The 20,613-nt window shown below is 30.9% G+C and carries 23 protein-coding genes; 19 read left to right on the top strand and 4 right to left on the bottom strand.

Features of this window, described 5'->3' with window-relative positions:
* Positions 1-217 precede the first annotated feature (217 nt).
* The 6 genes from N524_RS0101130 (at position 218) to hfq (ending at position 6,879) form a co-directional block, all read left to right on the top strand.
* A complete protein-coding gene (locus N524_RS0101130; RefSeq protein WP_017638336.1) occupies positions 218-1,036 on the top strand; it encodes an MIP/aquaporin family protein in 819 nt (272 codons plus the stop codon).
* A gap of 142 nt (positions 1,037-1,178) precedes the next feature.
* Positions 1,179-2,678, top strand: coding sequence for a glycerol kinase GlpK (gene glpK / locus N524_RS0101125; RefSeq protein WP_017638335.1), 1,500 nt, complete (start codon positions 1,179-1,181; stop codon positions 2,676-2,678).
* 172 nt (positions 2,679-2,850) lie between these two features.
* On the top strand, positions 2,851-4,524 hold the full coding sequence (locus N524_RS0101120; RefSeq protein WP_029055426.1) for a glycerol-3-phosphate dehydrogenase/oxidase: 1,674 nt from the start codon (positions 2,851-2,853) through the stop codon (positions 4,522-4,524).
* A 238-nt stretch (positions 4,525-4,762) separates the two neighbouring features.
* Positions 4,763-5,698, top strand: coding sequence for an alpha/beta hydrolase (locus N524_RS0101115; protein ID WP_017638333.1), 936 nt, complete (start codon positions 4,763-4,765; stop codon positions 5,696-5,698).
* A 1-nt stretch (position 5,699) separates the two neighbouring features.
* Positions 5,700-6,698 carry a tRNA (adenosine(37)-N6)-dimethylallyltransferase MiaA gene (gene miaA / locus N524_RS0101110; RefSeq protein ID WP_029055425.1) on the top strand — a complete coding sequence of 333 codons (999 nt, stop codon included), beginning with the start codon at positions 5,700-5,702 and terminating at the stop codon, positions 6,696-6,698.
* The gene (gene hfq / locus N524_RS0101105) at positions 6,652-6,879 is read left to right on the top strand and encodes an RNA chaperone Hfq (RefSeq protein ID WP_017638332.1); all 228 of its coding nucleotides are present in this window, start codon (positions 6,652-6,654) and stop codon (positions 6,877-6,879) included. The genes miaA and hfq overlap by 47 nt, the downstream gene beginning before the upstream one ends.
* A gap of 246 nt (positions 6,880-7,125) precedes the next feature.
* Here the strand turns inward: hfq and N524_RS0101100 are convergent, their stop codons facing one another.
* Entirely contained in the window at positions 7,126-7,602 is a 477-nt protein-coding gene (locus N524_RS0101100) for a glutathione peroxidase (RefSeq protein WP_029055424.1), read from the bottom strand.
* Between the two features lie 109 nt (positions 7,603-7,711).
* Between N524_RS0101100 and hflX the strand changes: the two genes are divergently transcribed.
* The 11 genes from hflX (at position 7,712) to N524_RS0101035 (ending at position 16,504) form a co-directional block, all read left to right on the top strand.
* Positions 7,712-8,953 carry a GTPase HflX gene (gene hflX / locus N524_RS0101095; RefSeq protein ID WP_029055423.1) on the top strand — a complete coding sequence of 414 codons (1,242 nt, stop codon included), beginning with the start codon at positions 7,712-7,714 and terminating at the stop codon, positions 8,951-8,953.
* A 14-nt stretch (positions 8,954-8,967) separates the two neighbouring features.
* Positions 8,968-10,206, top strand: a complete 1,239-nt coding sequence (locus N524_RS0101090; protein ID WP_029055422.1) for a methionine gamma-lyase family protein — start codon at positions 8,968-8,970, stop codon at positions 10,204-10,206.
* Positions 10,207-10,441: 235 nt separating this feature from the next.
* Entirely contained in the window at positions 10,442-10,810 is a 369-nt protein-coding gene (locus tag N524_RS0101085; RefSeq protein ID WP_026083534.1) for a MerR family transcriptional regulator, read from the top strand.
* 19 nt (positions 10,811-10,829) lie between these two features.
* Positions 10,830-12,170 (top strand): type I glutamate--ammonia ligase, encoded by a 1,341-nt coding sequence (glnA, locus tag N524_RS0101080; protein ID WP_029055421.1) that lies wholly within the window; start codon positions 10,830-10,832, stop codon positions 12,168-12,170.
* Between the two features lie 561 nt (positions 12,171-12,731).
* Positions 12,732-12,854: a hypothetical protein gene (locus tag N524_RS13635; protein ID WP_225880629.1), complete on the top strand. Its 123-nt coding sequence runs from the start codon at positions 12,732-12,734 to the stop codon at positions 12,852-12,854.
* A 612-nt stretch (positions 12,855-13,466) separates the two neighbouring features.
* The gene (locus N524_RS0101070; RefSeq protein WP_051522833.1) at positions 13,467-14,786 is read left to right on the top strand and encodes a minor capsid protein; all 1,320 of its coding nucleotides are present in this window, start codon (positions 13,467-13,469) and stop codon (positions 14,784-14,786) included.
* The gene (locus tag N524_RS0101065) at positions 14,783-14,980 is read left to right on the top strand and encodes an LSM domain protein (RefSeq protein ID WP_029055419.1); all 198 of its coding nucleotides are present in this window, start codon (positions 14,783-14,785) and stop codon (positions 14,978-14,980) included. The genes N524_RS0101070 and N524_RS0101065 overlap by 4 nt, the downstream gene beginning before the upstream one ends.
* 367 nt (positions 14,981-15,347) lie before the next feature.
* Positions 15,348-15,506, top strand: coding sequence for a hypothetical protein (locus tag N524_RS13335; protein WP_155979877.1), 159 nt, complete (start codon positions 15,348-15,350; stop codon positions 15,504-15,506).
* Between the two features lie 69 nt (positions 15,507-15,575).
* Positions 15,576-15,824, top strand: a complete 249-nt coding sequence (locus N524_RS0101050) for a hypothetical protein (protein ID WP_029055418.1) — start codon at positions 15,576-15,578, stop codon at positions 15,822-15,824.
* 54 nt (positions 15,825-15,878) lie between these two features.
* Positions 15,879-16,130, top strand: a complete 252-nt coding sequence (locus N524_RS0101045) for a hypothetical protein (RefSeq protein WP_029055417.1) — start codon at positions 15,879-15,881, stop codon at positions 16,128-16,130.
* A gap of 176 nt (positions 16,131-16,306) precedes the next feature.
* On the top strand, positions 16,307-16,504 hold the full coding sequence (locus N524_RS0101035) for a hypothetical protein (protein ID WP_017637898.1): 198 nt from the start codon (positions 16,307-16,309) through the stop codon (positions 16,502-16,504).
* Positions 16,505-16,871: 367 nt separating this feature from the next.
* On the opposite strand, the gene N524_RS0101030 is transcribed toward N524_RS0101035, so the two are convergent.
* Positions 16,872-17,897 carry a threonine aldolase family protein gene (locus N524_RS0101030; protein WP_029055416.1) on the bottom strand — a complete coding sequence of 342 codons (1,026 nt, stop codon included), beginning with the start codon at positions 17,895-17,897 and terminating at the stop codon, positions 16,872-16,874.
* Positions 17,898-18,126: 229 nt separating this feature from the next.
* Here N524_RS0101030 and N524_RS0101025 point away from each other — a divergent pair, with 229 nt between their 5' ends.
* Both N524_RS0101025 and cls read left to right on the top strand, forming a co-directional pair.
* Positions 18,127-18,330 carry a hypothetical protein gene (locus N524_RS0101025; protein ID WP_029055415.1) on the top strand — a complete coding sequence of 68 codons (204 nt, stop codon included), beginning with the start codon at positions 18,127-18,129 and terminating at the stop codon, positions 18,328-18,330.
* A 30-nt stretch (positions 18,331-18,360) separates the two neighbouring features.
* Positions 18,361-19,842, top strand: coding sequence for a cardiolipin synthase (gene cls / locus N524_RS0101020; RefSeq protein ID WP_037555474.1), 1,482 nt, complete (start codon positions 18,361-18,363; stop codon positions 19,840-19,842).
* Between the two features lie 77 nt (positions 19,843-19,919).
* Here the strand turns inward: cls and N524_RS0101015 are convergent, their stop codons facing one another.
* The gene (locus N524_RS0101015; protein ID WP_029055413.1) at positions 19,920-20,108 is read right to left on the bottom strand and encodes a hypothetical protein; all 189 of its coding nucleotides are present in this window, start codon (positions 20,106-20,108) and stop codon (positions 19,920-19,922) included.
* A 203-nt stretch (positions 20,109-20,311) separates the two neighbouring features.
* On the bottom strand, positions 20,312-20,494 hold the full coding sequence (locus N524_RS0101010) for a hypothetical protein (protein WP_017636440.1): 183 nt from the start codon (positions 20,492-20,494) through the stop codon (positions 20,312-20,314).
* Positions 20,495-20,613: the final 119 nt, after the last annotated feature.

The following is a 20,613-nucleotide window of genomic DNA, read 5'->3' as shown; positions in this document are numbered from 1 at the left end:
TTAATCCCTCTATTTTTTATAAATGTTTGGTCAATTTTATTGAATATAAGTTTGATATTTTTGACAAATTTTCAACAAAATCATTGACAACGCTTACAACGTAATTGTAATATATAAACAAGTTATTAAAAGTTAATATTAGAACAGAGAAGGGGAGATTTCTACAGCTTTATCGCTTTGTAGGGGTCTCCCTATCTATTTTGGGAGGAATAATTATATGAATGCTTATTTAGCAGAGTTCTTAGGTACAGCCATCCTCATACTTTTCGGTGGTGGCGTTTGTGCTAACGTTAATTTAAAACGTAGTGCAGGTAATAACGCTGACTGGATTGTTATCGCTACAGGATGGGGACTAGCCGTTGCCATGGGCGCATTCGCAGTTGGTAAATTCTCAGGAGCACATTTGAATCCAGCCGTTACAATTGCGTTAGCTATGGATGGAGGATTTAGTTGGGCGCAAGTGCCTGGATACATCATTTGTCAAATGCTTGGTGGTATTGTAGGTGGTGCACTAGTTTGGTTAATGTATTTACCACATTGGAAAGCAACAGAAGATCAAGCCACTAAGTTAGGTGTATTCTCAACTGCACCTGCAATCAAAAACTATTTTGCTAACTTTATGAGTGAAATCATTGGTACAACTGCATTAACTTTAGGTATATTATTTATTGGTGTTAATAAAATTGCTGATGGATTAAACCCATTAATTGTTGGGGCTTTAATTGTCGCAATTGGTTTAAGTTTAGGCGGAACAACAGGTTATGCTATTAACCCAGCACGTGACTTAGGACCTCGTATCGCTCATGCGATTTTACCAATCGCTGGTAAAGGTGGTTCAAATTGGTCATATGCTATCGTACCTGTACTTGGACCAATCGCTGGTGGTATGTTAGGTGCTGTCATATACGAAGTATTTTACAAACAAACATTTAATGTAAGTTGTGCAGTGGGCATTATTTTAGTTATCATAACATTAGTATTAGGTGTAGTTTTAAATAGAGCGTCTAAAAGCAATGACATCGAATCTATCTATTAAAAGAGAACTTAAGTAGCATCGTTAGAATTAATTTTAGAAAATAAGCATAGAATATAAACATGATTCGTGAATATAAAATATAAATGATTAGTATTAATCATCTTTTATCTATATTTATGACATCAAAAGGAGTCAAATAATTATGGAAAAATACATTTTATCAATAGACCAGGGAACAACTAGTTCAAGAGCGATTTTATTTAATAAAGACGGAGAAATCAAAGGTGTAGCACAACGAGAATTCAAACAACATTTTCCACAATCTGGTTGGGTAGAACATGATGCTAATGAAATTTGGACATCTGTATTATCTGTAATGGCAGAAGTCATGAATGAACAAGATGTAAGAGCTGAGCAAATTGAAGGTATAGGTATTACAAACCAACGTGAAACAACAGTTGTATGGGATAAAAATACTGGCCGTCCAATTTACCATGCTATTGTATGGCAATCTCGTCAAACTCAAAGTATTTGTCATGATTTAAAAGAACAAGGTCATGAAGATTTATTCCGTGATAAAACTGGTCTTTTATTAGATCCGTATTTTGCTGGTACAAAAGTAAAATGGATTTTAGATAATGTTGAGGGTGCAAGAGAAAAAGCTAATAACGGTGATTTACTGTTCGGCACAATTGATTCTTGGTTAGTATGGAAGTTATCAGGTAGAGAAGCGCATATTACTGACTATACTAATGCTAGTCGTACATTAATGTTTAATATCCATGAATTAAAATGGGATAAAGAATTATTAGATATTCTAGAAGTTCCCGAAAACATGTTACCTGAAGTTAAACCTTCTAGTGAGGTATATGCACATACAGTGGATTATCACTTCTTTGGTCAAAATGTACCAATTGCTGGTATCGCAGGTGACCAACAAGCTGCTTTATTCGGTCAAGCATGCTTTGATCGTGGAGATGTGAAAAACACTTATGGTACTGGTGGTTTCATGTTAATGAACACTGGTGAAGAAGCGGTAAAATCTGACAGTGGTTTATTAACTACAATTGCATACGGTCTTGACGGTAAAGTAAATTATGCTTTAGAAGGATCAATCTTTGTTTCCGGTTCAGCAATTCAGTGGTTACGTGATGGATTAAGAATGATTAATTCAGCGCCACAAACTGAAAACTATGCTACACGTGTAGATTCAACTGAAGGTGTATATGTAGTTCCAGCATTCGTTGGTTTAGGAACACCTTATTGGGATTCTGAAGCAAGAGGCGCTATCTTTGGTTTAACACGTGGTACTGAAAAAGAACATTTCATCCGTGCAACATTAGAATCACTTTGTTATCAAACACGCGATGTTATGGAAGCGATGTCTAAAGACTCAGGCATCGAAGTTCAAAACTTACGTGTAGACGGTGGTGCAGTTAAAAATAACTTTATCATGCAATTCCAAGCTGATATTGTTGATACACCAGTTGAACGTCCAGAAATTCAAGAGACAACTGCGTTAGGTGCTGCTTATTTAGCTGGTTTAGCTGTAGGCTTCTGGGAAAGCAAAGATGATATTGCTAACAGATGGAAACTTGAAGAAGAATTCGAACCAAAAATGGAAGAAGAGCAACGCGCGAAACTATATAAAGGTTGGAAAAAAGCTGTAGAAGCTACACAAGTATTTAAACTAGAAGACTAGGAATTAATATATTAATAATTTGTAAGCATAAGATAGACTTGATTTTCTTATTTATGTTATACTTAAAATAAGTTAATAAAGAAATCGAGACATGAGAGATTTATTCGTACAATTAAATGGTAATTGTGGGATAAGTCTCTCTTTTTTTATACTAATTAGGAGGCGTTGAATTATGGGTTTATCAACACTTAAAAGGGATCACATAAAAAGAAATTTAAAAAATGAAGAATATGATGTTGTCATCGTTGGTGGCGGAATTACAGGTGCAGGGATTGCACTTGATGCAAGTAACCGTGGAATGAAAGTAGCATTAGTAGAAATGCAAGACTTTGCACAAGGTACAAGTTCTCGTTCTACTAAATTAGTACATGGTGGGTTACGTTATTTAAAACAACTTCAAGTAGGTGTTGTAGCTGAAACAGGTAAAGAACGTGCCATTGTTTATGAAAATGGTCCACACGTAACAACTCCAGAATGGATGTTATTACCAATGCATAAAGGCGGTACATTCGGTAAATTTACTACTGCTATTGGTTTAACAATGTATGACTTTTTAGCAGGCGTTAAAAAATCAGAACGTAAAAAAATGCTATCTAAACAAGATACGCTTAATAAAGAACCATTAGTTAAACAAGATGGCTTAAAAGGTGGCGGTTATTATGTTGAATACCGCACAGATGATGCAAGATTAACAATCGAAGTTATGAAAAAAGCTGCCGAAAAAGGTGCTGAAATCATTAACTATACTAAATCAGAACATTTCACTTATGACTCAAATAAAAAAGTAAATGGTATTGAAGTCGTTGATATGATTGATAATGAAACTTATCCTATTAAAGCTAAAAAAGTTATTAACGCTTCAGGACCATGGGTTGATGAAGTAAGAAGTGGAGACTATGCAAGAAACAACAAACAATTACGTTTAACTAAAGGTGTTCATGTTGTTATTGATCAATCTAAATTCCCATTACAACAAGCAGTATACTTTGATACTGAAAAAGATGGCAGAATGATCTTTGCTATTCCTAGAGAAGGAAAAGCGTATGTTGGTACAACTGATACATTCTATGATAATGAAAAAGCTACACCATTAACTACTCAAGAAGATAGAGATTATTTAATCGAAGCTATTAATTACATGTTCCCATCAGTTAAAGTTAAAGATGAAGATATCGAATCAACTTGGGCTGGTGTACGTCCATTAATTTTAGAAGAAGGTAAAGATCCTTCAGAAATTTCTCGTAAAGATGAAGTTTGGGAAGGTGAATCTGGATTACTAACTATCGCTGGTGGTAAGTTAACAGGATACCGTCATATGGCATTAGAAATTGTAGATTTATTAGCTAAACGTCTTAAAAAAGAATACGGTTTAACATTCAAACCATGTGCAACTAAAGAATTAAAAATCTCTGGTGGTGACGTAGGCGGAAGTAAAAACTTCGACAATTTCGTTAAACAAAAAGTTGACGCAGCTAAAGGATTTGGCATTGACGAAGACGTTGCTTATCGTTTAGCAAGTAAATATGGTTCTAACGTTGACGATTTATTCAATATTGCTCAAACAGCACAATATCATAACAGTAAATTACCATTAGAAATTTATGTTGAATTAATTTATGGTATTCAACAAGAAATGGTATTTAAACCAACTGACTTCTTAGTACGTCGTTCTGGTAAATTATACTTTAATATTGATGATGTACTTAACTACAAAGATGCAGTTATTGATGTTTTAGCAGATATGCTTCAATATAGCGATGCTCAAAAACAAGCTTATACTGAAGAAGTAAATAAAGCGATTGATGAAGCACAATCAGGTAATAATCAACCTGCAGTTAAAGAATAAATATCATGATGTTGAACTACTAGTATTGAGATATACTCTCAATACTAGTAGTTTTTTTATGCGAAATGTTATACTTTGTAATACAACTTTTTTTAATCAAAATAAACATCTTATAAGTAGATAACTATTTATTATGCATACAATTTGATTACAATGTTATCAAAAGGTATATTGAATATAATATGGTTGTTTAACGTAAATAATATAAATGAACTTTAGAAATTTTGGGGGTATATATGTGAGTCAAAGTCAATTCAATATCACAGTGGAAGATGGAACAATGATTGAAGTGAAAATAGACAAAGCAAATAATGAAACTATAGGCATTGTTCATCTTTTTCATGGTATGGCTGAGCATATGGATCGTTATGATGAATTAGTCAAAGCTTTAAATTTACAAGGCTATGATGTTATCAGACATAATCACAGAGGACATGGTAAAAATATTGATGAAAAAGAAAGAGGTCATTTTGATGATATGTCTCAAGTCGCTGCCGATGCATACGAAATAGTTGAAACGTTATACGATAGTCATTTTGAATTACCATACATTATTTTAGGTCATTCAATGGGCTCAATCATTGCAAGACTATTTGTAAAACAATACCCTCAATTTGCAGATGGTCTTATATTAACTGGTACAGGTATGTTCCCAAAATGGAAAGGCATTCCAACAATGATCCTGTTAAAATTACTTACAATTGTTGCTGGAAAACGTCGTCGTATTAGATGGGTTAATCGATTAATGAACAAATCATTCACCAAAAAAATTGACCAACCTGAGACAGAAAGTGATTGGCTTTCTACAAAAAGAGAAGAAGTTAATAAATTTATTGATGATGAATATTGTGGCTTCAGAGTATCTAATCAACTTATATATCAAACCGTTAAATACATGATGGATACTGCAAATGTAAAATCGTTAAAACAAATGAATCACAATCTGCCTATTCTTTTAATTTCAGGAAAAGACGACCCCTTTGGTGAATATGGTAAGGGAATTAAAAAATTAGGTAAAATTTATAAAAAAGCGGGTATTAAACATATCACCGTACAATTATATAAAAATAAACGGCATGAAATTTTATTTGAAGACGATTATTTGTCAACTTGGCAACATATGTTTGAATGGATTAAAAAACAAATTTTAAAGAAAAATAAAGTGAGTGAGTAGCATGAATAGTACAGATAAACCATTTCTAATCGTCATTGTTGGACCAACAGCATCCGGTAAAACAGAATTAAGTATAGAATTAGCCAAACGATGTAATGGCGAAATCATTAGCGGTGATTCAATGCAAGTATACAGACACATGGATATCGGTACTGCTAAGGTTACTAAAGAAGAAATGGATGGTATTCCACATCACTTAATTGATATATTAAATCCAGATGAATCATTCTCTGCTTATGCATTTAAAGAAAGAGCAGAAGCATGTATTAAAGATATAACTAATAGAGGTAAAACACCAATCGTTGCAGGTGGTACAGGATTATATATTCAGTCTTTACTTTATAACTATCAATTTGAAGACGAAACAGTATCAGAAGAGAAAATGAATGAAGTTAATACTAAATTAAAAGAATTGGAACAATTAAATAATATTGAATTACATGACTATCTAAATACATTTGACCCTGAATCTTCTTCGAATATACATCCAAATAATAGAAAAAGAGTATTGAGAGCGATAGAATATTATTTAAAAACAAAAAAACTTTTAAGTTATCGCAAGAAAGTTCAACAATTCACCGAAAATTATGATACATTATTATTAGGGATTGAAATGTCGCGTGAAACATTATATAAAAAAATAAATAAACGTGTTGATATTATGTTGAGCCACGGATTATTTAAAGAAGTGCAATACTTAGTTGAACAAGGTTATGAGTCAAGTCAAAGTATGCAAGCAATTGGATACAAAGAACTTATACCTGTTATTAAAGGGAACATGGATAAAGAAACAGCCATTGAAAAGTTAAAACAAAATTCGCGAAAATATGCGAAACGTCAATTGACTTGGTTTAAAAATAAAATGAACGTTCACTGGTTAGATAGAGAGAAAATGTCGCTTCAAATGATGTTAGATGAGATTACACCCCAAATAAATAAAAGGAGTACTGAACATGATTGCAAACGAAAACATCCAAGATCAAGCACTAGAGAACTTTAAATCAGAAAAAACAGAAGTTACTGTCTTCTTTCTAAATGGGTTCCAAATGAAAGGAACTATTGAAGATTTCGATGATCAGGTAATTCGTCTGGTTTCTCAAGGAAAACAACATCTGATTTACAAACATGCGATCAGCACTTTCATGATTGATGACGAAAATGAATCAACATCAGAAGAATAAGTAATAATTGAAGTGCATTAAAGCACAACTTTCAATGAACGTAGCAATAGTTACATACTAGTGGGAATGGTAACAGCACAATATTGGATTATTTTTGTTTCTAATATCATTCTCATGCGTGCTTTATCGTATTTGTATTAATTCATGTAAAAAAGCTTCAGTTAAAGCTGGCAGAGCTAACATTTAGCTCACGAAACCAACTTTAATTGAAGCTTTTAAATTTATAATTTTATTTTAGTAATCTGATTAAAGTAATTTTTCAATTTCATTTTCTAATTGTGCTGGTTTTTTCTGTGGAGAGAAACGTTTAACCACATTACCATTACGATCAATTAAAAATTTTGTGAAATTCCATTTAATTTTTTCATTAAACATACCGTGTTGAGCATCTGTTAAGAAACGGAATAATGGATGTTGATTATCACCTTTAACATCGATTTTTTGATGAATAGGGAAAGTAACACCATAATTCAATTTACAATTCTGTGCAGCTTCTTCACCTGAACCAGGTTCTTGCCCACCAAATTGATTACATGGGAATCCTAAAATAATAAATTTTTGATCTTTATATTTTTCATATAGATGTTGTAATCCTTCAAATTGAGGTGTGAAACCACACTCACTTGCAGTATTAACGATTAACATAACATAATCTTTATAATCTTCTAACTTGTATGTTTCACCAGTATTTTTTTCTACTACGAAATCATAAATATTTTCCATAATACCACCCTTTCGAATTACTTACAATTTAACATAATATGGACGAATAGTCTTTATATTGGCACTATGATAAAATACTTAAGAAGAAAATATAAAGGAGATGTATATCATGGCACAGCTATCAACGCATGATACAAAGAAAAAATTGGAAACGGCTGTACTAATCGGTGTACATGCTCAAAATGATAATCAATTTAATTTTGAATCAACAATGGAAGAATTAGAAGCTTTATCAGAAACTTGCCAATTAAATGTAAAAGGTCAAATTACTCAAAATAGAGAACAAGTAGACCATAAATACTATGTTGGAAAAGGGAAAATTGAAGAAATACAAGCTTTCATAGAATTTCATGATATTGATGTCGTAGTAACGAATGATGAATTAACGACAGCTCAATCTAAAACATTAAATGGTAATTTGGGCATTAAGATTATCGATAGAACACAGTTAATACTTGAAATATTTGCACTAAGAGCTAAAAGTAGAGAAGGTAAATTACAAGTTGAACTCGCACAACTTGATTATTTATTACCTAGATTACAAGGACATGGACGTAGCTTATCACGTCTTGGTGGTGGAATTGGAACTAGAGGTCCTGGTGAAACGAAACTTGAGATGGACCGTCGGCATATTCGCACTAGAATGAATGAAATTAAACATCAATTACAAACGGTAGTAGAACATAGAGACCGTTATCGTAGTAAACGTGAACAGAATCAAGTATTTCAAATTGCTTTAGTAGGTTATACCAATGCTGGTAAATCATCATGGTTTAATGTACTAGCTAATGAAACAACTTATGAAAAGAACCAATTGTTCGCCACATTAGATCCTAAAACAAGACAAATTCAAATCAATGAAGGCTTTAACTTAATTATTTCTGATACAGTTGGATTTATACAAAAGTTACCTACTACATTAGTTGCTGCTTTTAAATCAACGTTAGAAGAAGCAAAAGGTGCAGATTTATTATTACATGTGGTAGACGCTAGTCATTCAGAATATCGCTCACAATATGATACGGTTAATCAATTAATTAAACAATTAGATATGGATCAAATTCCACAAGCCGTTATTTTTAATAAAAAAGACCAGTGTGATAGTCAAATGGATTTACCAGTTTCAAACAATCCATATGTATTTGTATCAAGTCGCTACGATAGTGACAAAGATAAAGTTAAAGACTTATTAATTAATCAAATTAAAGATAATTTAACTTACTATGAAGAAACTGTACCAAGTTCGGATGCTGATCGATTATATTTCTTAAAACAACATACATTAGTAAGTGAATTAGAATTTAATGAAAATGATGCGACATATGAAATTAAAGGATATAAAAAAATATAAAGGAAGTTAGCAAGATGACAGACATGACAAGTCTTATTGAAGACGTTGAAAATACATTATCTCCATATTTTAAAGAAATTGAACGTGTTGCTTTAACTAATCAGGAAAAAGTTTTAGACGCGTTTCATGCGGTGAAAGCGACAGAAAGTGACTTATTAGGTACGACTGGTTATGGGTACGATGATTTTGGTAGGGATCATTTAGAAGAAATATATGCCAAAACATTTAAAGCCGAAGATGCTATCGTACGTCCACAAATTATTTCTGGTACTCATGCAATCACATTAGCATTACAAAGTAATTTAAAATATGGTGATGAATTATTATATATCACTGGAAGTCCTTATGATACGTTACTAGAAGTTATAGGCGTGAACGGAAACGGGATTGAAAGTTTAAAAGAACATGGTGTTACATATAATGAAGTTGCATTAAATGAAGGTAAAATTGATATACCAGAGGTTCTGAAATCTATTAATAAACAAACTAAAGTTGTGGCAATACAACGTTCTAAAGGTTATGATCAACGACCATCTATTCCAGTTGATGAAATAAAAGAAGCAATAGAAGCAATTAAACAACAATATCCTGACGTAATTATTTTTGTAGATAATTGTTATGGTGAATTTGTTGAAGAACAAGAACCTATCGAAGTAGGCGCTGATTTAATTGCTGGTTCATTAATTAAAAATCCTGGTGGTGGGCTAGCTAAAATTGGAGGTTATATCGCAGGGAGAAAAGATTTAATAGCGCGTTGCGGTTATAGACTTACTGCCCCAGGTATTGGTAAAGAAGCGGGCGCCTCTTTAAATTCATTACAAGAAATGTATCAAGGTTTCTTCCTAGCACCACACGTTGTAAGTCAAAGTTTAAAAGGTGCTTTATTTACTAGTCTATTATTAGAAAAATTAAATATGACAACATCACCAAAATATAATGTTAAACGTACTGATTTAATACAAACAGTGACATTTGATACAAAAGAACAGATGATATCATTTTGTCAGAGTATACAACATGCGTCACCAATTAATGCACACTTTAGTCCTGAGCCAAGCTATATGCCAGGGTACGAAGATGACGTGATAATGGCAGCAGGTACGTTTGTACAAGGATCTTCAATTGAATTATCTGCTGATGGTCCTATACGAGAACCATATGAAGCTTATGTTCAAGGTGGATTAACATATGAACATGTTAAACTAGCAGTCACACGAGCAGTCAAACAATTAAAAGAACAAGGGCTTGTGTAACATTGAGATAATCTCGGAGTAATTTAAAACTTCGAGATTTTTCTTATTTTATCAGAAAATTTTAAATTTATTTTTCGGAATATAGGGTATTTGGTTAAAAAGAGATACTTTTAGGGTTGGAAAATGCAATAAAATCAGTATTTTGAGAGCATATGTCAGAAAACCTAACATATTTTTGTAATATGAGTTAAACTATGCTAAATTAAGTACAAGTTCAAAAGTGGAGGAGAGGTTATTGATGTCTAATGATTCAATCAGACGAAATATGGCCGTATTCTCCATGAGTGTTGTTAGTCAATTAACGGAATTAAGTCCAAGACAAATTCGTTACTATGAAACACATGAACTAGTTATGCCGGCAAGAACTGAAGGAAATAAGAGATTATTTTCGCTGAATGATTTGGAAAGATTATTAGAAATTAAATCTTTAATTGAAAAAGGATTTAATATTAAAGGTATTAAACAAATTATTCATAATCAACAAAATCACTTAACATCAGACGAACAAGAAACTAGAAAAAGAATGATTGTAGATGCAACTCAAAAACCACATGGCGAAACTTTGCCAATAAATCGAGGAGATTTATCCCGATTTATAAAATAAAATTTGGAGGATTTTAAGTATGCCTAAACGTAGTTTTACAAAAGATGATATTCGTAAGTTTGCTGAAGAAGAGAACGTAAGATATTTAAGATTACAATTCACAGATATATTAGGAACAATTAAAAATGTTGAAGTACCAGTAAGCCAATTAGAGAAAGTATTAGATAACGAAATGATGTTCGATGGATCATCTATCGAAGGTTTCGTACGTATCGAAGAATCTGACATGTACTTACAACCTGACTTAGATACATGGGTAATCTTCCCATGGACAGCTGGTCAAGGTAAAGTTGCACGTTTAATCTGTGACGTATACAAAACAGATGGTACACCATTTGAAGGTGACCCACGTAATAACTTAAAACGTGTATTGAGAGAAATGGAAGATTTAGGTTACACAGATTTCAACTTAGGACCTGAACCAGAATTCTTCTTATTCAAATTAGATGAAAAAGGCGAACCAACATTAGAATTAAATGATGATGGTGGTTACTTCGACTTAGCACCAACAGACTTAGGTGAAAACTGTCGTCGTGATATCGTTCTTGAATTAGAGGACATGGGCTTTGATATCGAAGCAAGTCACCATGAGGTTGCACCTGGACAACATGAAATTGACTTTAAATATGCAGATGCGATAACAGCATGTGATAATATCCAAACATTTAAATTAGTTGTTAAAACAATCGCTCGTAAACATAACTTACATGCGACATTTATGCCAAAACCATTATTCGGTGTAAACGGAAGCGGAATGCACTTTAACGTATCATTATTCAAAGGTAAAGAAAATGCATTCTATGATCCAAATGGCGAAATGGAATTAACAGATACAGCTTACCAATTTACAGCTGGTATTCTTAAAAATGCACGTGGATTCACTGCAGTTTGTAACCCATTAGTAAACTCATACAAACGTTTAGTTCCAGGTTACGAAGCACCATGTTACATTGCATGGAGTGGTAAAAACCGTTCACCATTAGTACGTGTACCATCTTCAAGAGGTTTATCTACTCGTGTTGAAGTACGTTCAGTAGACCCAGCAGCTAACCCATACATGGCATTAGCAGCAATCTTAGAAGCTGGACTAGACGGTATTAAAAACAAATTAGAAGTTCCTAAACCAGTAAACCAAAATATTTACGAAATGAATCGCGAAGAACGTGAAGCTGTAGGTATTGAAGACTTACCTTCAACACTATACACTGCGTTAAAAGCTATGCGTGAAAATCCAACAATCAAAAAAGCTTTAGGTAATCATATCTATAACCAATTCCTTAATTCAAAATCAATTGAATGGGATTACTATAGAACCCAAGTATCTGAATGGGAAAGAGATCAGTACATGAAACAATACTAAAGCGCTAAACAATATTGGGGAATATTGTTATATCAAGGGCTAGAGCATTTTTGCTTTAGCTCTTTTTTAATTAAAACTGGGCAACTAATATAAGAAATTTAACGATAAAATTGATAACTGGGCAACTTTTGGACAACTACAATGTAAAGGATTAATTTTGCTATAACTCAAACAGTTATTTATCTTTAAAATATGGAAATATTTTGAAGTGAAAGGTAGATTTTGGGAAGTATCATTTTTATGCAGTTCTACAAAAGGAAATTAATGTAAGTCATACATTATAAAGAACTTTGAAAAAATTTAATTTATAGTGTGGCTTTTCACATAAGAGTTACTTAATTTTTAAATGAAATATACAAATCATTTTAATAAATAGATAGCGGAGACTTAATTGTGTTATCAGTAAGAGATAAATAAGGAGTATATAAAGAGCGTACAATATAATTTTCATTAAATTAAAAAGTATAATAAAACTTTATTGCTGAATTAGTATGTAGTAAAATTATATTAGTAAGAAATAGAGATGACTTACAACGCTATTGTGTTAGGGGGTGAAAAGCCTTGACCGATATCATAATAAAACTCCTAGAATATCCAGTGTGGGTAGCACTGATTACTCCAGGAGTAATAAAAGAGCTTAGACTATGGCATCTCGGTTACTTGGATCGGAAGCCTAAAATATAAGCTTAATGATTATCGGAGCCATAAGGCTCCTCCTTACACAATTATATTATAATATTTTTCAGAGGTTTTCAATTGTGACAATTCAAATTTATTTATCTTTATGTACTTTATGCTTTCTATTATTGCTTTTTGTTGGCAGAAAGATCCATTTTTATTATCTTGATAAAAAGAATGGAAGTAGATAAAATGGTGTATTAAAAAATAATGTAAATACTAATAAATAGTGAAATATCTGGTTATTAAATTCATAAAATTATTGTTATATTAAAATGGTGTATATTTGATTGAGGAAAGTGAAAGCACTATTTAATGTGTATATATTTGAAATGCCGAATAGAGTTTATAAGTATCAAAAGTATTAGAAAAATTTTTAAAATAAATAGAAAGGGAGACGAATAATAGCGTTTGTATTTAGGTGAAGATTGTGAAAGTAACTGTAAAAGTACGAAAAACTACAAAAAAAGAAAAATTAGATTTCTTAGTTGGATCACTTGTGGTTGTTAGTATCATTCTATTAATTAAATATCTAAACTAAAGATTTAACTAGACGTGTCATCCGATGATGCGTCTTTTTTAATTTCCAAATATTGGCTAGAACGTGCTAAAAACGTTATGGACGCTGAATCTTTAGTCGATGCACAAGCAATCATTGAAATTGAACGTATCATTCTATTGATGTATGCCGAAATTACAAAAGAATTATTAGCCTTTTATGCAAAATATGCTAAAGATACTGGATTAAGTATTCAAGAAGTTAAGAAAATGGCTGATAGCTTTGATGTATTAGCGTTTAGTAACAAAGCGAAACAATTTGTTGAGTGTAAAGACTTTAGTGATGAGGCAAATCAATCGCTCAAACAATACAACTTAACGATGAAAGTTTCTAGAGAAAAACTATTAAAGCAGCAGCTAGATTTGATTGTGAAAGATTCTAGTTTAGATCTTCAAAATAAAATTGAAGATAAGTTAAGTGACGCAGTTAATAGAGAAGTAAAGAGACAAGCACATATTCTAGGTGAACATGTTCAAATTGATGACACTGAAGTGAAAGCAGTCGTGAATAGTAATTTTAAAGGTGTCAAATGGTCAACGAGATTATGGAATGATATGGAACTTGTTCAAAAGGAAGTTGAACGAGTAACAAGTCATGTCGTCATTCGAGGTCGACATCCAAATGAATTTGTTACTGAATTTAAAAAGCAATTCAATACTACTTCTTATAATGCCAGTAGATTGTTAGTCACTGAATCAGCACGGGTACAATCTGAATCACAGAAGATAGCATATCTTAAAGATTTAGGTGAAGAAGGTGAATACGATTATGTAGCTAAATTAGATGGGAAAACATCTAAAGTATGTCACTCATTAAATGGTAAAACATTTAAAGTTAAAGATATGGTTCCTGGTGTGAATGCCCCTCCAATGCATCCATGGTGTAGAAGTACTACTATACCAAAAGTAGGTAACTGGAGAGAGAAATTCTTTAAAGAACGTAAAGGTAAGTATCAAGTAGAAGACAAAGTATCTGAAAGAGAAAAATTACAAGAAAAAGCTAAAAAAGAAATGCTTGAAATGATAAGTAATGGTAAAATAAAAGTAGAACTAAACCCAGAGAAACAAAATAGACATTTGTTAGGTCATAAATTATATGATGAATATAAGTTAAAAAATTTGCGGAACAGGAATTTAATACCAAGTTATATAATTTTAAAAAATGATGAATTAAATGAATTGATACTGCAAAAATTTGGTAGTGGAAAATTAGTAACTAATAGGCAAGGTAAATGGAAAAATAAAGAAATAATTGATTTTGGCAAAATTATAGGGAAAGATTATATTGATGGAAAATTTATAAATACTCAATGTGGCACAGTACATTATTCAAAAACTGGGAGCCACATTATTCCAAATGGAAAGGAAGATAAAAATTGAAATTGTGGACATATATTGGTAAAAAAGTAGTGATAGATTTTACTGATGGACAACGACTTATGGGAAAAGTTACTAATTTTGATGACCACTTAGACAATGAAAGTGGCGAGAATTCTATCCACTTAGCAGTGGGTGATTTATTATATGATATTGATGAATCCGAGATTGAAGATATAAATATAATTTCTGCATAGCACCCTTTCTGCACAAATAAAGAGAAAGTGGTGCTATTTTTATACTCTTTTTTAACCTTCCAATGTGAAGGTTATTTTTTATTGTCCAAAACGTGCTGATGACATTTTAGTATCCAATTAACTTTAGAAATTGTAATTGAATACCACAACTAAAAAAATAACTATTGTAGTTATTATATATTTATAATATAATATTTTTATAAAATTTCAGTATTCAAAGGTGTTTAAATAGTTTTTACATAACTAGATGGAAATATAATAATGAAAGAATTACGTGAAATTTTGGACAACGAAATTAAGATAGATAAAAAAAGAGAAAGAAAAAGAACAATGATTTTCAAAACAAAATTCAAAATGAGCTGATTATATGAAGAAGCCTATATTAAGGTTAGATGGTGAGATGACAAAAGAAGAACTATTTGATTTTTTAAATATAGATATCGAAGAATATTCGGTCGAAAAGAAACAAGAAAACGAAATGAAAGAATTGACTGATGAAGACTCAATTAAAACTATAGATGAATGAGTAATTTTTAAAATTAATAGTAGGTTAATAGGTAATGTTATTAGTTTTGTTGATCAGAGGTGAAAGTGATTGCTAACTTTAAAAATTAAAGAAATAAATGATAAAAGTGTTACATATAAATATTATCCAAATGATGATGAAAATATTAAACCTGGTGTTATTCAAATGGATATAGATAGTCTTCAAATTCTCAATGCCAAAAAATCTGGTATTGAGAATAATACAATAGATAATTATTTCATACATGCAATTGATAGAATACACACGAATACTAATAAGCGATTATTTCCTGATTCTGAACTTGTAGCATGGGGATAAAACACTTATACAGTGATTTAGCTTATTTTTTAATTATTTAAAGGAGTAAAAATTATGGTAGAATTATACAAAGTCAAAGAAAGTGACAATCAAATTGAATATAAATATTTGCCTGAAAATAAAATAAGCAATGGATATGGCCAAGTAATAGTAAATAAAAATAATAATAGAGTTGATAGTTATACTTTGTCGAAATTAGAAATAGATAATGATATTTTGATATATAGAAATCATGTGTATCATGCTATTAAAAAATTTAATATGAATGGTTATTTTCCAGAAAAATATACTGTTGCTTGGTATTAAAATATATATGTGGGTGATATAAATGGTAATACTACAATTAGATGGTAATATACTTATAGAGGATTTAATAGAAGACTTGCAAGAGGATTTGAAAAAATTAAATGAAGAAAATGAATAGTAACAACAATCAGAATTAAGATATGATTTATATTCTTATAAAAATGTAGGTGAGAATATTGCATATAAGAGATGCTTATGGTCATAATGTAAAGGTAATTTTAACAAATGGAGATGAATTAAAAGGTAGAGTAATTGATTATGAAAACCCATTAGAAACAGACACTGGCAATTATGATATGGATCTTAAGACAGATTTGTGTACATACTCTATTGATGAATCCGATATAAAACAAATTGAAATTATAGAAAAGTAAATTTTATTAGGAAGTGGTTATTATGCATTTTGCACAGTTAGATGGTGAAATAACCAATAAATAGTCGCAAGAATTATTGGAAAAAGAATATAAGAAAGCGATAGAATTAGAAAAACAAAAAATCAAAAGATTAGTAGCATCCTTTCAGCATAGATAAAGAGAAAGTGATGCTATTTATATATTCTTTTAACTTTCCAATGTAAAGGTTATTTTTTATTACCCAAAACATACTGATGACAATAAAATACAAAATAGATATCAACTTTCTCAAACATATATACTTACTAAACTTCCTAACCATTAATTCAAATAAAAAAGCATCACCCTATAATAGAATGATGCTCAAAATAAAACTTCCATATAACTACTATATCAACGCTAACAATTGATCTACATTTTCCTCAGTAGTTGCCCAGCTTGTCGCAAATCTCACAACTCGATGCTGATCATCGTATTTTTCCCAAACTGCGAATTTCACTTTTTGCTCTAGTTCAACAATTTTATCATTATTTAATATAAAGAATTGTTGATTTGTAGGTGAATCAAAATATAATTGATAACCTTTTTCTAGGAACCCGGCTTTCATTTTATTTGCCATTTCAATTGCATGACGGCTAATTTTGAAATATAAATCATCAGTAAATAATTCAAGAAATTGTATACCTGTTAATCTACCTTTAGCTAATAGGGCGCCATGATGTTTAATGCGGGTTGTAAATTGTTTTGGTTCATTTTGTTTTGTAAATACTATTGCTTCTCCGCAAAGTGCACCAATTTTTGTACCACCAATATAAAATATATCGCAATACTTAGCTACGTCTTCAATAGTTAAGTCTGATTGATCGCTCATTAATCCATATCCTAATCTTGCGCCATCCATAAATAGAGGGAGATTGTGTTTTTGACATACTTTAGATAAAGATTCTAATTCTGGTTTTGTATATAAAGTACCATACTCGGTTGGATGTGAAATATAGACCATTCCTGGAAATACCATGTGATCACGTTTGAAATCACTATTGAAAGTGTCTAAATAGTCCTCAACACCTTTTGCAGTTATTTTTCCTTCAGACGAAGGTATTGCTAAAACTTTATGCCCACTATATTCGATAGCGCCACCTTCATGTACGGCGACGTGTCCTGTGTCTGCTGAAATTACACCTTCATAACTTTCAAGTACTGAATTAATGACAACTTGATTTGTTTGTGTCCCACCGACAAGAAATCGAACGGTCGCTTTAGGACAATTGATTCTATTTTTAATTTGTTGGATAGCTTGTTCTGTAAAATGATCGAATCCATATCCTGCTGCTTGGACTCTATTTGTTTCTACTAAACGATTTAATACTTTTTCATGTGCACCTTCTAAATAATCATTTTCAAAAGATAGCATTTACTTTCCCTCCAATAAATCAGTGAAATACTTTTTCAAATAAGCGATATTTTTCTTATTACTTACACGAATGAATATATTATATCTTATTTTAAATTTATTTCAAATATATTCCGAACAATATAATTTTAATGCAAATCGTATTGACATGGTTAAACTTCAATATTAATTGAATTATTAATGAAAAAGACTTATCATTTAATCATCAAAGTGAAAAGGGGAATTGAAAATGGAGCAAATTAAATTTAAAACTTTTACAGAAAGTAGCTTAGATAAATTAGAAAATAGTGTGAATCAATATTTACAATCAGATGAAGGTGCAAGTTATAAGTTATTAAATATTACGATTAAAGAGACTGAAGAACACAGATTTCCGAATATTGAAGAAGATTTTAATGCGGTTGTGACTTTAGTTAAAAATGATAAAAATTAAAAGATAAAATGTTGTTAGGAGATTATGTTTATGGAACTAAGGTTTTCTCATGATTTGGGTATGCTATTTACAATATTATTAGTTATAGGTTTTGTAATTAATATTATTTTAGCGTTTATAATTATATTTTTAGAAAGAAATCGTCGTAGTGCTAGTTCAACTTGGGCATGGCTATTTGTATTATTTGTATTACCATTAATTGGTTTTATTCTATATTTATTCTTCGGACGCACAGTGTCTAAAAGAAAATTAGATAAAAATAACGGTAATGAATTAGATGCATTTAATGAACTTATAGATAAACAAATCAAAGAATTTGATGAAAAAACTTATGATACCGACAATCAATTAGTAAAGAAACATCATGATTTAGTTCGAATGTTATTAATGAACCAAGATGGTTTTATTACTGAAAATAACCATCTAGATTTATTTACTGATGGACATGAATTTTATGATCAAATGCTTGAAGATATTCGCAATGCGAAAGATTACATACATTTAGAATATTTTGGATTTGAGTTAGATGGTTTAGGAAAACGTATCATCAAAGCCTTGGAAGAAAAACTTAAAGAAGGATTAGAAGTTAAGTTACTATATGACGATGTTGGATCTAAAAAGATTAGTAGAGCTAACTTTAAACATTTCAATGAGCTAGGTGGAGAAGTGGAAGCATTCTTTGCCTCTAAATTACCTATCATTAACTTTAGAATGAATAACCGTAATCACCGTAAAATTGTTGTTATCGATGGCCAAGTTGGTTATATTGGTGGGTTTAATGTAGGTGATGACTATTTAGGTTTAGGTAAATTAGGTTACTGGAGAGATACTCATTTTAGAATTAAAGGGAATGCTGTAGATGGATTGCAAACACGATTTATGATGGATTGGAATTCTCAAGCACATAGACCTCAATTTGAATATAATGATAAGTATTTTCCGAAGAAACAAGTACAAGATGGACATGTACCAATGCAAATTGTGGCAAGTAGTCCAGCGGAAGATTGGCATCAAATTGAATTTGGTTATACTAAAATGATTATGAGTGCTAAGAAATCTATTTATATTCAAACACCTTATTTTATACCAGATAATTCTTATATTAATGCCATCAAAATGGCTGCAGCTACTGGTATCGAAGTACATATGATGATTCCTAGTAAGCCTGACCATCCATTCGTATACTGGGCTACATTTGCTAATGCAGCACAGTTATTAGAAAGTGGAGTACATATCTACACTTACGAAAATGGATTCTTACATTCTAAAGTATGTTTAATTGATGATGAAGTTGTTTCTGTAGGGTCTGCTAATATGGACTATAGAAGTTTCGAACTTAACTTTGAAGTTAATGCATTTGTTTATGATGAAAAAATGGCTAAAAAGATCAAGCATGCATATAAAGAAGACATTAAAAAGTCAAATGAACTTACACTAGAAGGATATAAAAATCGTTCTCTAAAAATTAAGATTAAAGAAGATTTGGCGAAATTAATTTCACCAATATTATAACCTTAGAATCTGTCACATAAAGTGGCAGATTTTTTATTTTACGATATTAATATTATGTTAAGTATAATATAAGAGTTTTAAGAGTAAAGGATGGATTTAGATGGTTCATTTTTCTTATCTACGTGTGTAGATAGCAATTTTAATATTTCAATGGCTCTGTAAGTAGGTGTTTCTATACTTAAAGTATGTTCAAAGGTGTGGTTTTGAGCAGTTTTAACGCGATAGGTTACTTGGTGGCTATCAATGATACAATCAATAATTTCCATTTTTCCTCCTTTTAAAGTCTTAAGAATTGGAATTAAGCGGTTTATTAATGTATATATACCACTAAAATTTAAAATTATTCACTAATTCTTTATTTAAATATTAAATTTGTACAGTTAAATAAATTAAAAACAGACAATTGAATTAAACATCAATTGTCTGCTTTAAAATACGTGTGTTATAAGGTTCTTTCATTACTATTAGGTTATCTTTTTCTTTTGTTCATAAAATTAGTTATTAAATAAACAATAAACCCTACAAAGATACCTAAAAAGATTGAAACTACTGCAGATACAATAGTTGGAAATTTAAATGCAACTTGCATCACAATACCTACAATCACTGCTACAATAACAGCTATAAGTGTAACTCTATTTTCACTAGACATACGGGTTATTCACTCCTAACATACAGTATTATATCACGGTAATCATTAATTAAAAATTCATAATTAATATTGACGCTATGTTTATTTTTCATTATGATTAGTCAGGATAAAAAAGTAAG

It is taken from the genome of Staphylococcus sp. URHA0057 (genome assembly GCF_000620265.1).
Taxonomy (GTDB): domain Bacteria; phylum Bacillota; class Bacilli; order Staphylococcales; family Staphylococcaceae; genus Staphylococcus; species Staphylococcus pasteuri.
Note: the sequence above shows the minus strand (reverse complement) of the source record. Positions and strands in the feature narration are given on the sequence as shown.

Excerpts from the sequence above, each read along its gene's own strand:
- N524_RS13335 (WP_155979877.1), top strand. The coding sequence starts at position 15,348 with ATGAAGAAGCCTATATTAAGGTTAGATGGTGAGATGACAAAAGAAGAA.
- N524_RS0101025 (WP_029055415.1), top strand. The coding sequence starts at position 18,127 with ATGGAGCAAATTAAATTTAAAACTTTTACAGAAAGTAGCTTAGATAAA.
- glnA (WP_029055421.1), top strand. The coding sequence starts at position 10,830 with ATGCCTAAACGTAGTTTTACAAAAGATGATATTCGTAAGTTTGCTGAA.
- N524_RS0101100 (WP_029055424.1), bottom strand. The coding sequence starts at position 7,602 with ATGGAAAATATTTATGATTTCGTAGTAGAAAAAAATACTGGTGAAACA.
- N524_RS0101130 (WP_017638336.1), top strand. The coding sequence starts at position 218 with ATGAATGCTTATTTAGCAGAGTTCTTAGGTACAGCCATCCTCATACTT.
- N524_RS0101015 (WP_029055413.1), bottom strand. The coding sequence starts at position 20,108 with ATGGAAATTATTGATTGTATCATTGATAGCCACCAAGTAACCTATCGC.
- hfq (WP_017638332.1), top strand. The coding sequence starts at position 6,652 with ATGATTGCAAACGAAAACATCCAAGATCAAGCACTAGAGAACTTTAAA.
- N524_RS0101120 (WP_029055426.1), top strand. The coding sequence starts at position 2,851 with ATGGGTTTATCAACACTTAAAAGGGATCACATAAAAAGAAATTTAAAA.
- N524_RS0101070 (WP_051522833.1), top strand. The coding sequence starts at position 13,467 with ATGGACGCTGAATCTTTAGTCGATGCACAAGCAATCATTGAAATTGAA.
- hflX (WP_029055423.1), top strand. The coding sequence starts at position 7,712 with ATGGCACAGCTATCAACGCATGATACAAAGAAAAAATTGGAAACGGCT.
- miaA (WP_029055425.1), top strand. The coding sequence starts at position 5,700 with ATGAATAGTACAGATAAACCATTTCTAATCGTCATTGTTGGACCAACA.
- glpK (WP_017638335.1), top strand. The coding sequence starts at position 1,179 with ATGGAAAAATACATTTTATCAATAGACCAGGGAACAACTAGTTCAAGA.
- N524_RS0101030 (WP_029055416.1), bottom strand. The coding sequence starts at position 17,897 with ATGCTATCTTTTGAAAATGATTATTTAGAAGGTGCACATGAAAAAGTA.
- cls (WP_037555474.1), top strand. The coding sequence starts at position 18,361 with ATGGAACTAAGGTTTTCTCATGATTTGGGTATGCTATTTACAATATTA.
- N524_RS0101010 (WP_017636440.1), bottom strand. The coding sequence starts at position 20,494 with ATGTCTAGTGAAAATAGAGTTACACTTATAGCTGTTATTGTAGCAGTG.
- N524_RS0101090 (WP_029055422.1), top strand. The coding sequence starts at position 8,968 with ATGACAGACATGACAAGTCTTATTGAAGACGTTGAAAATACATTATCT.
- N524_RS0101045 (WP_029055417.1), top strand. The coding sequence starts at position 15,879 with ATGGTAGAATTATACAAAGTCAAAGAAAGTGACAATCAAATTGAATAT.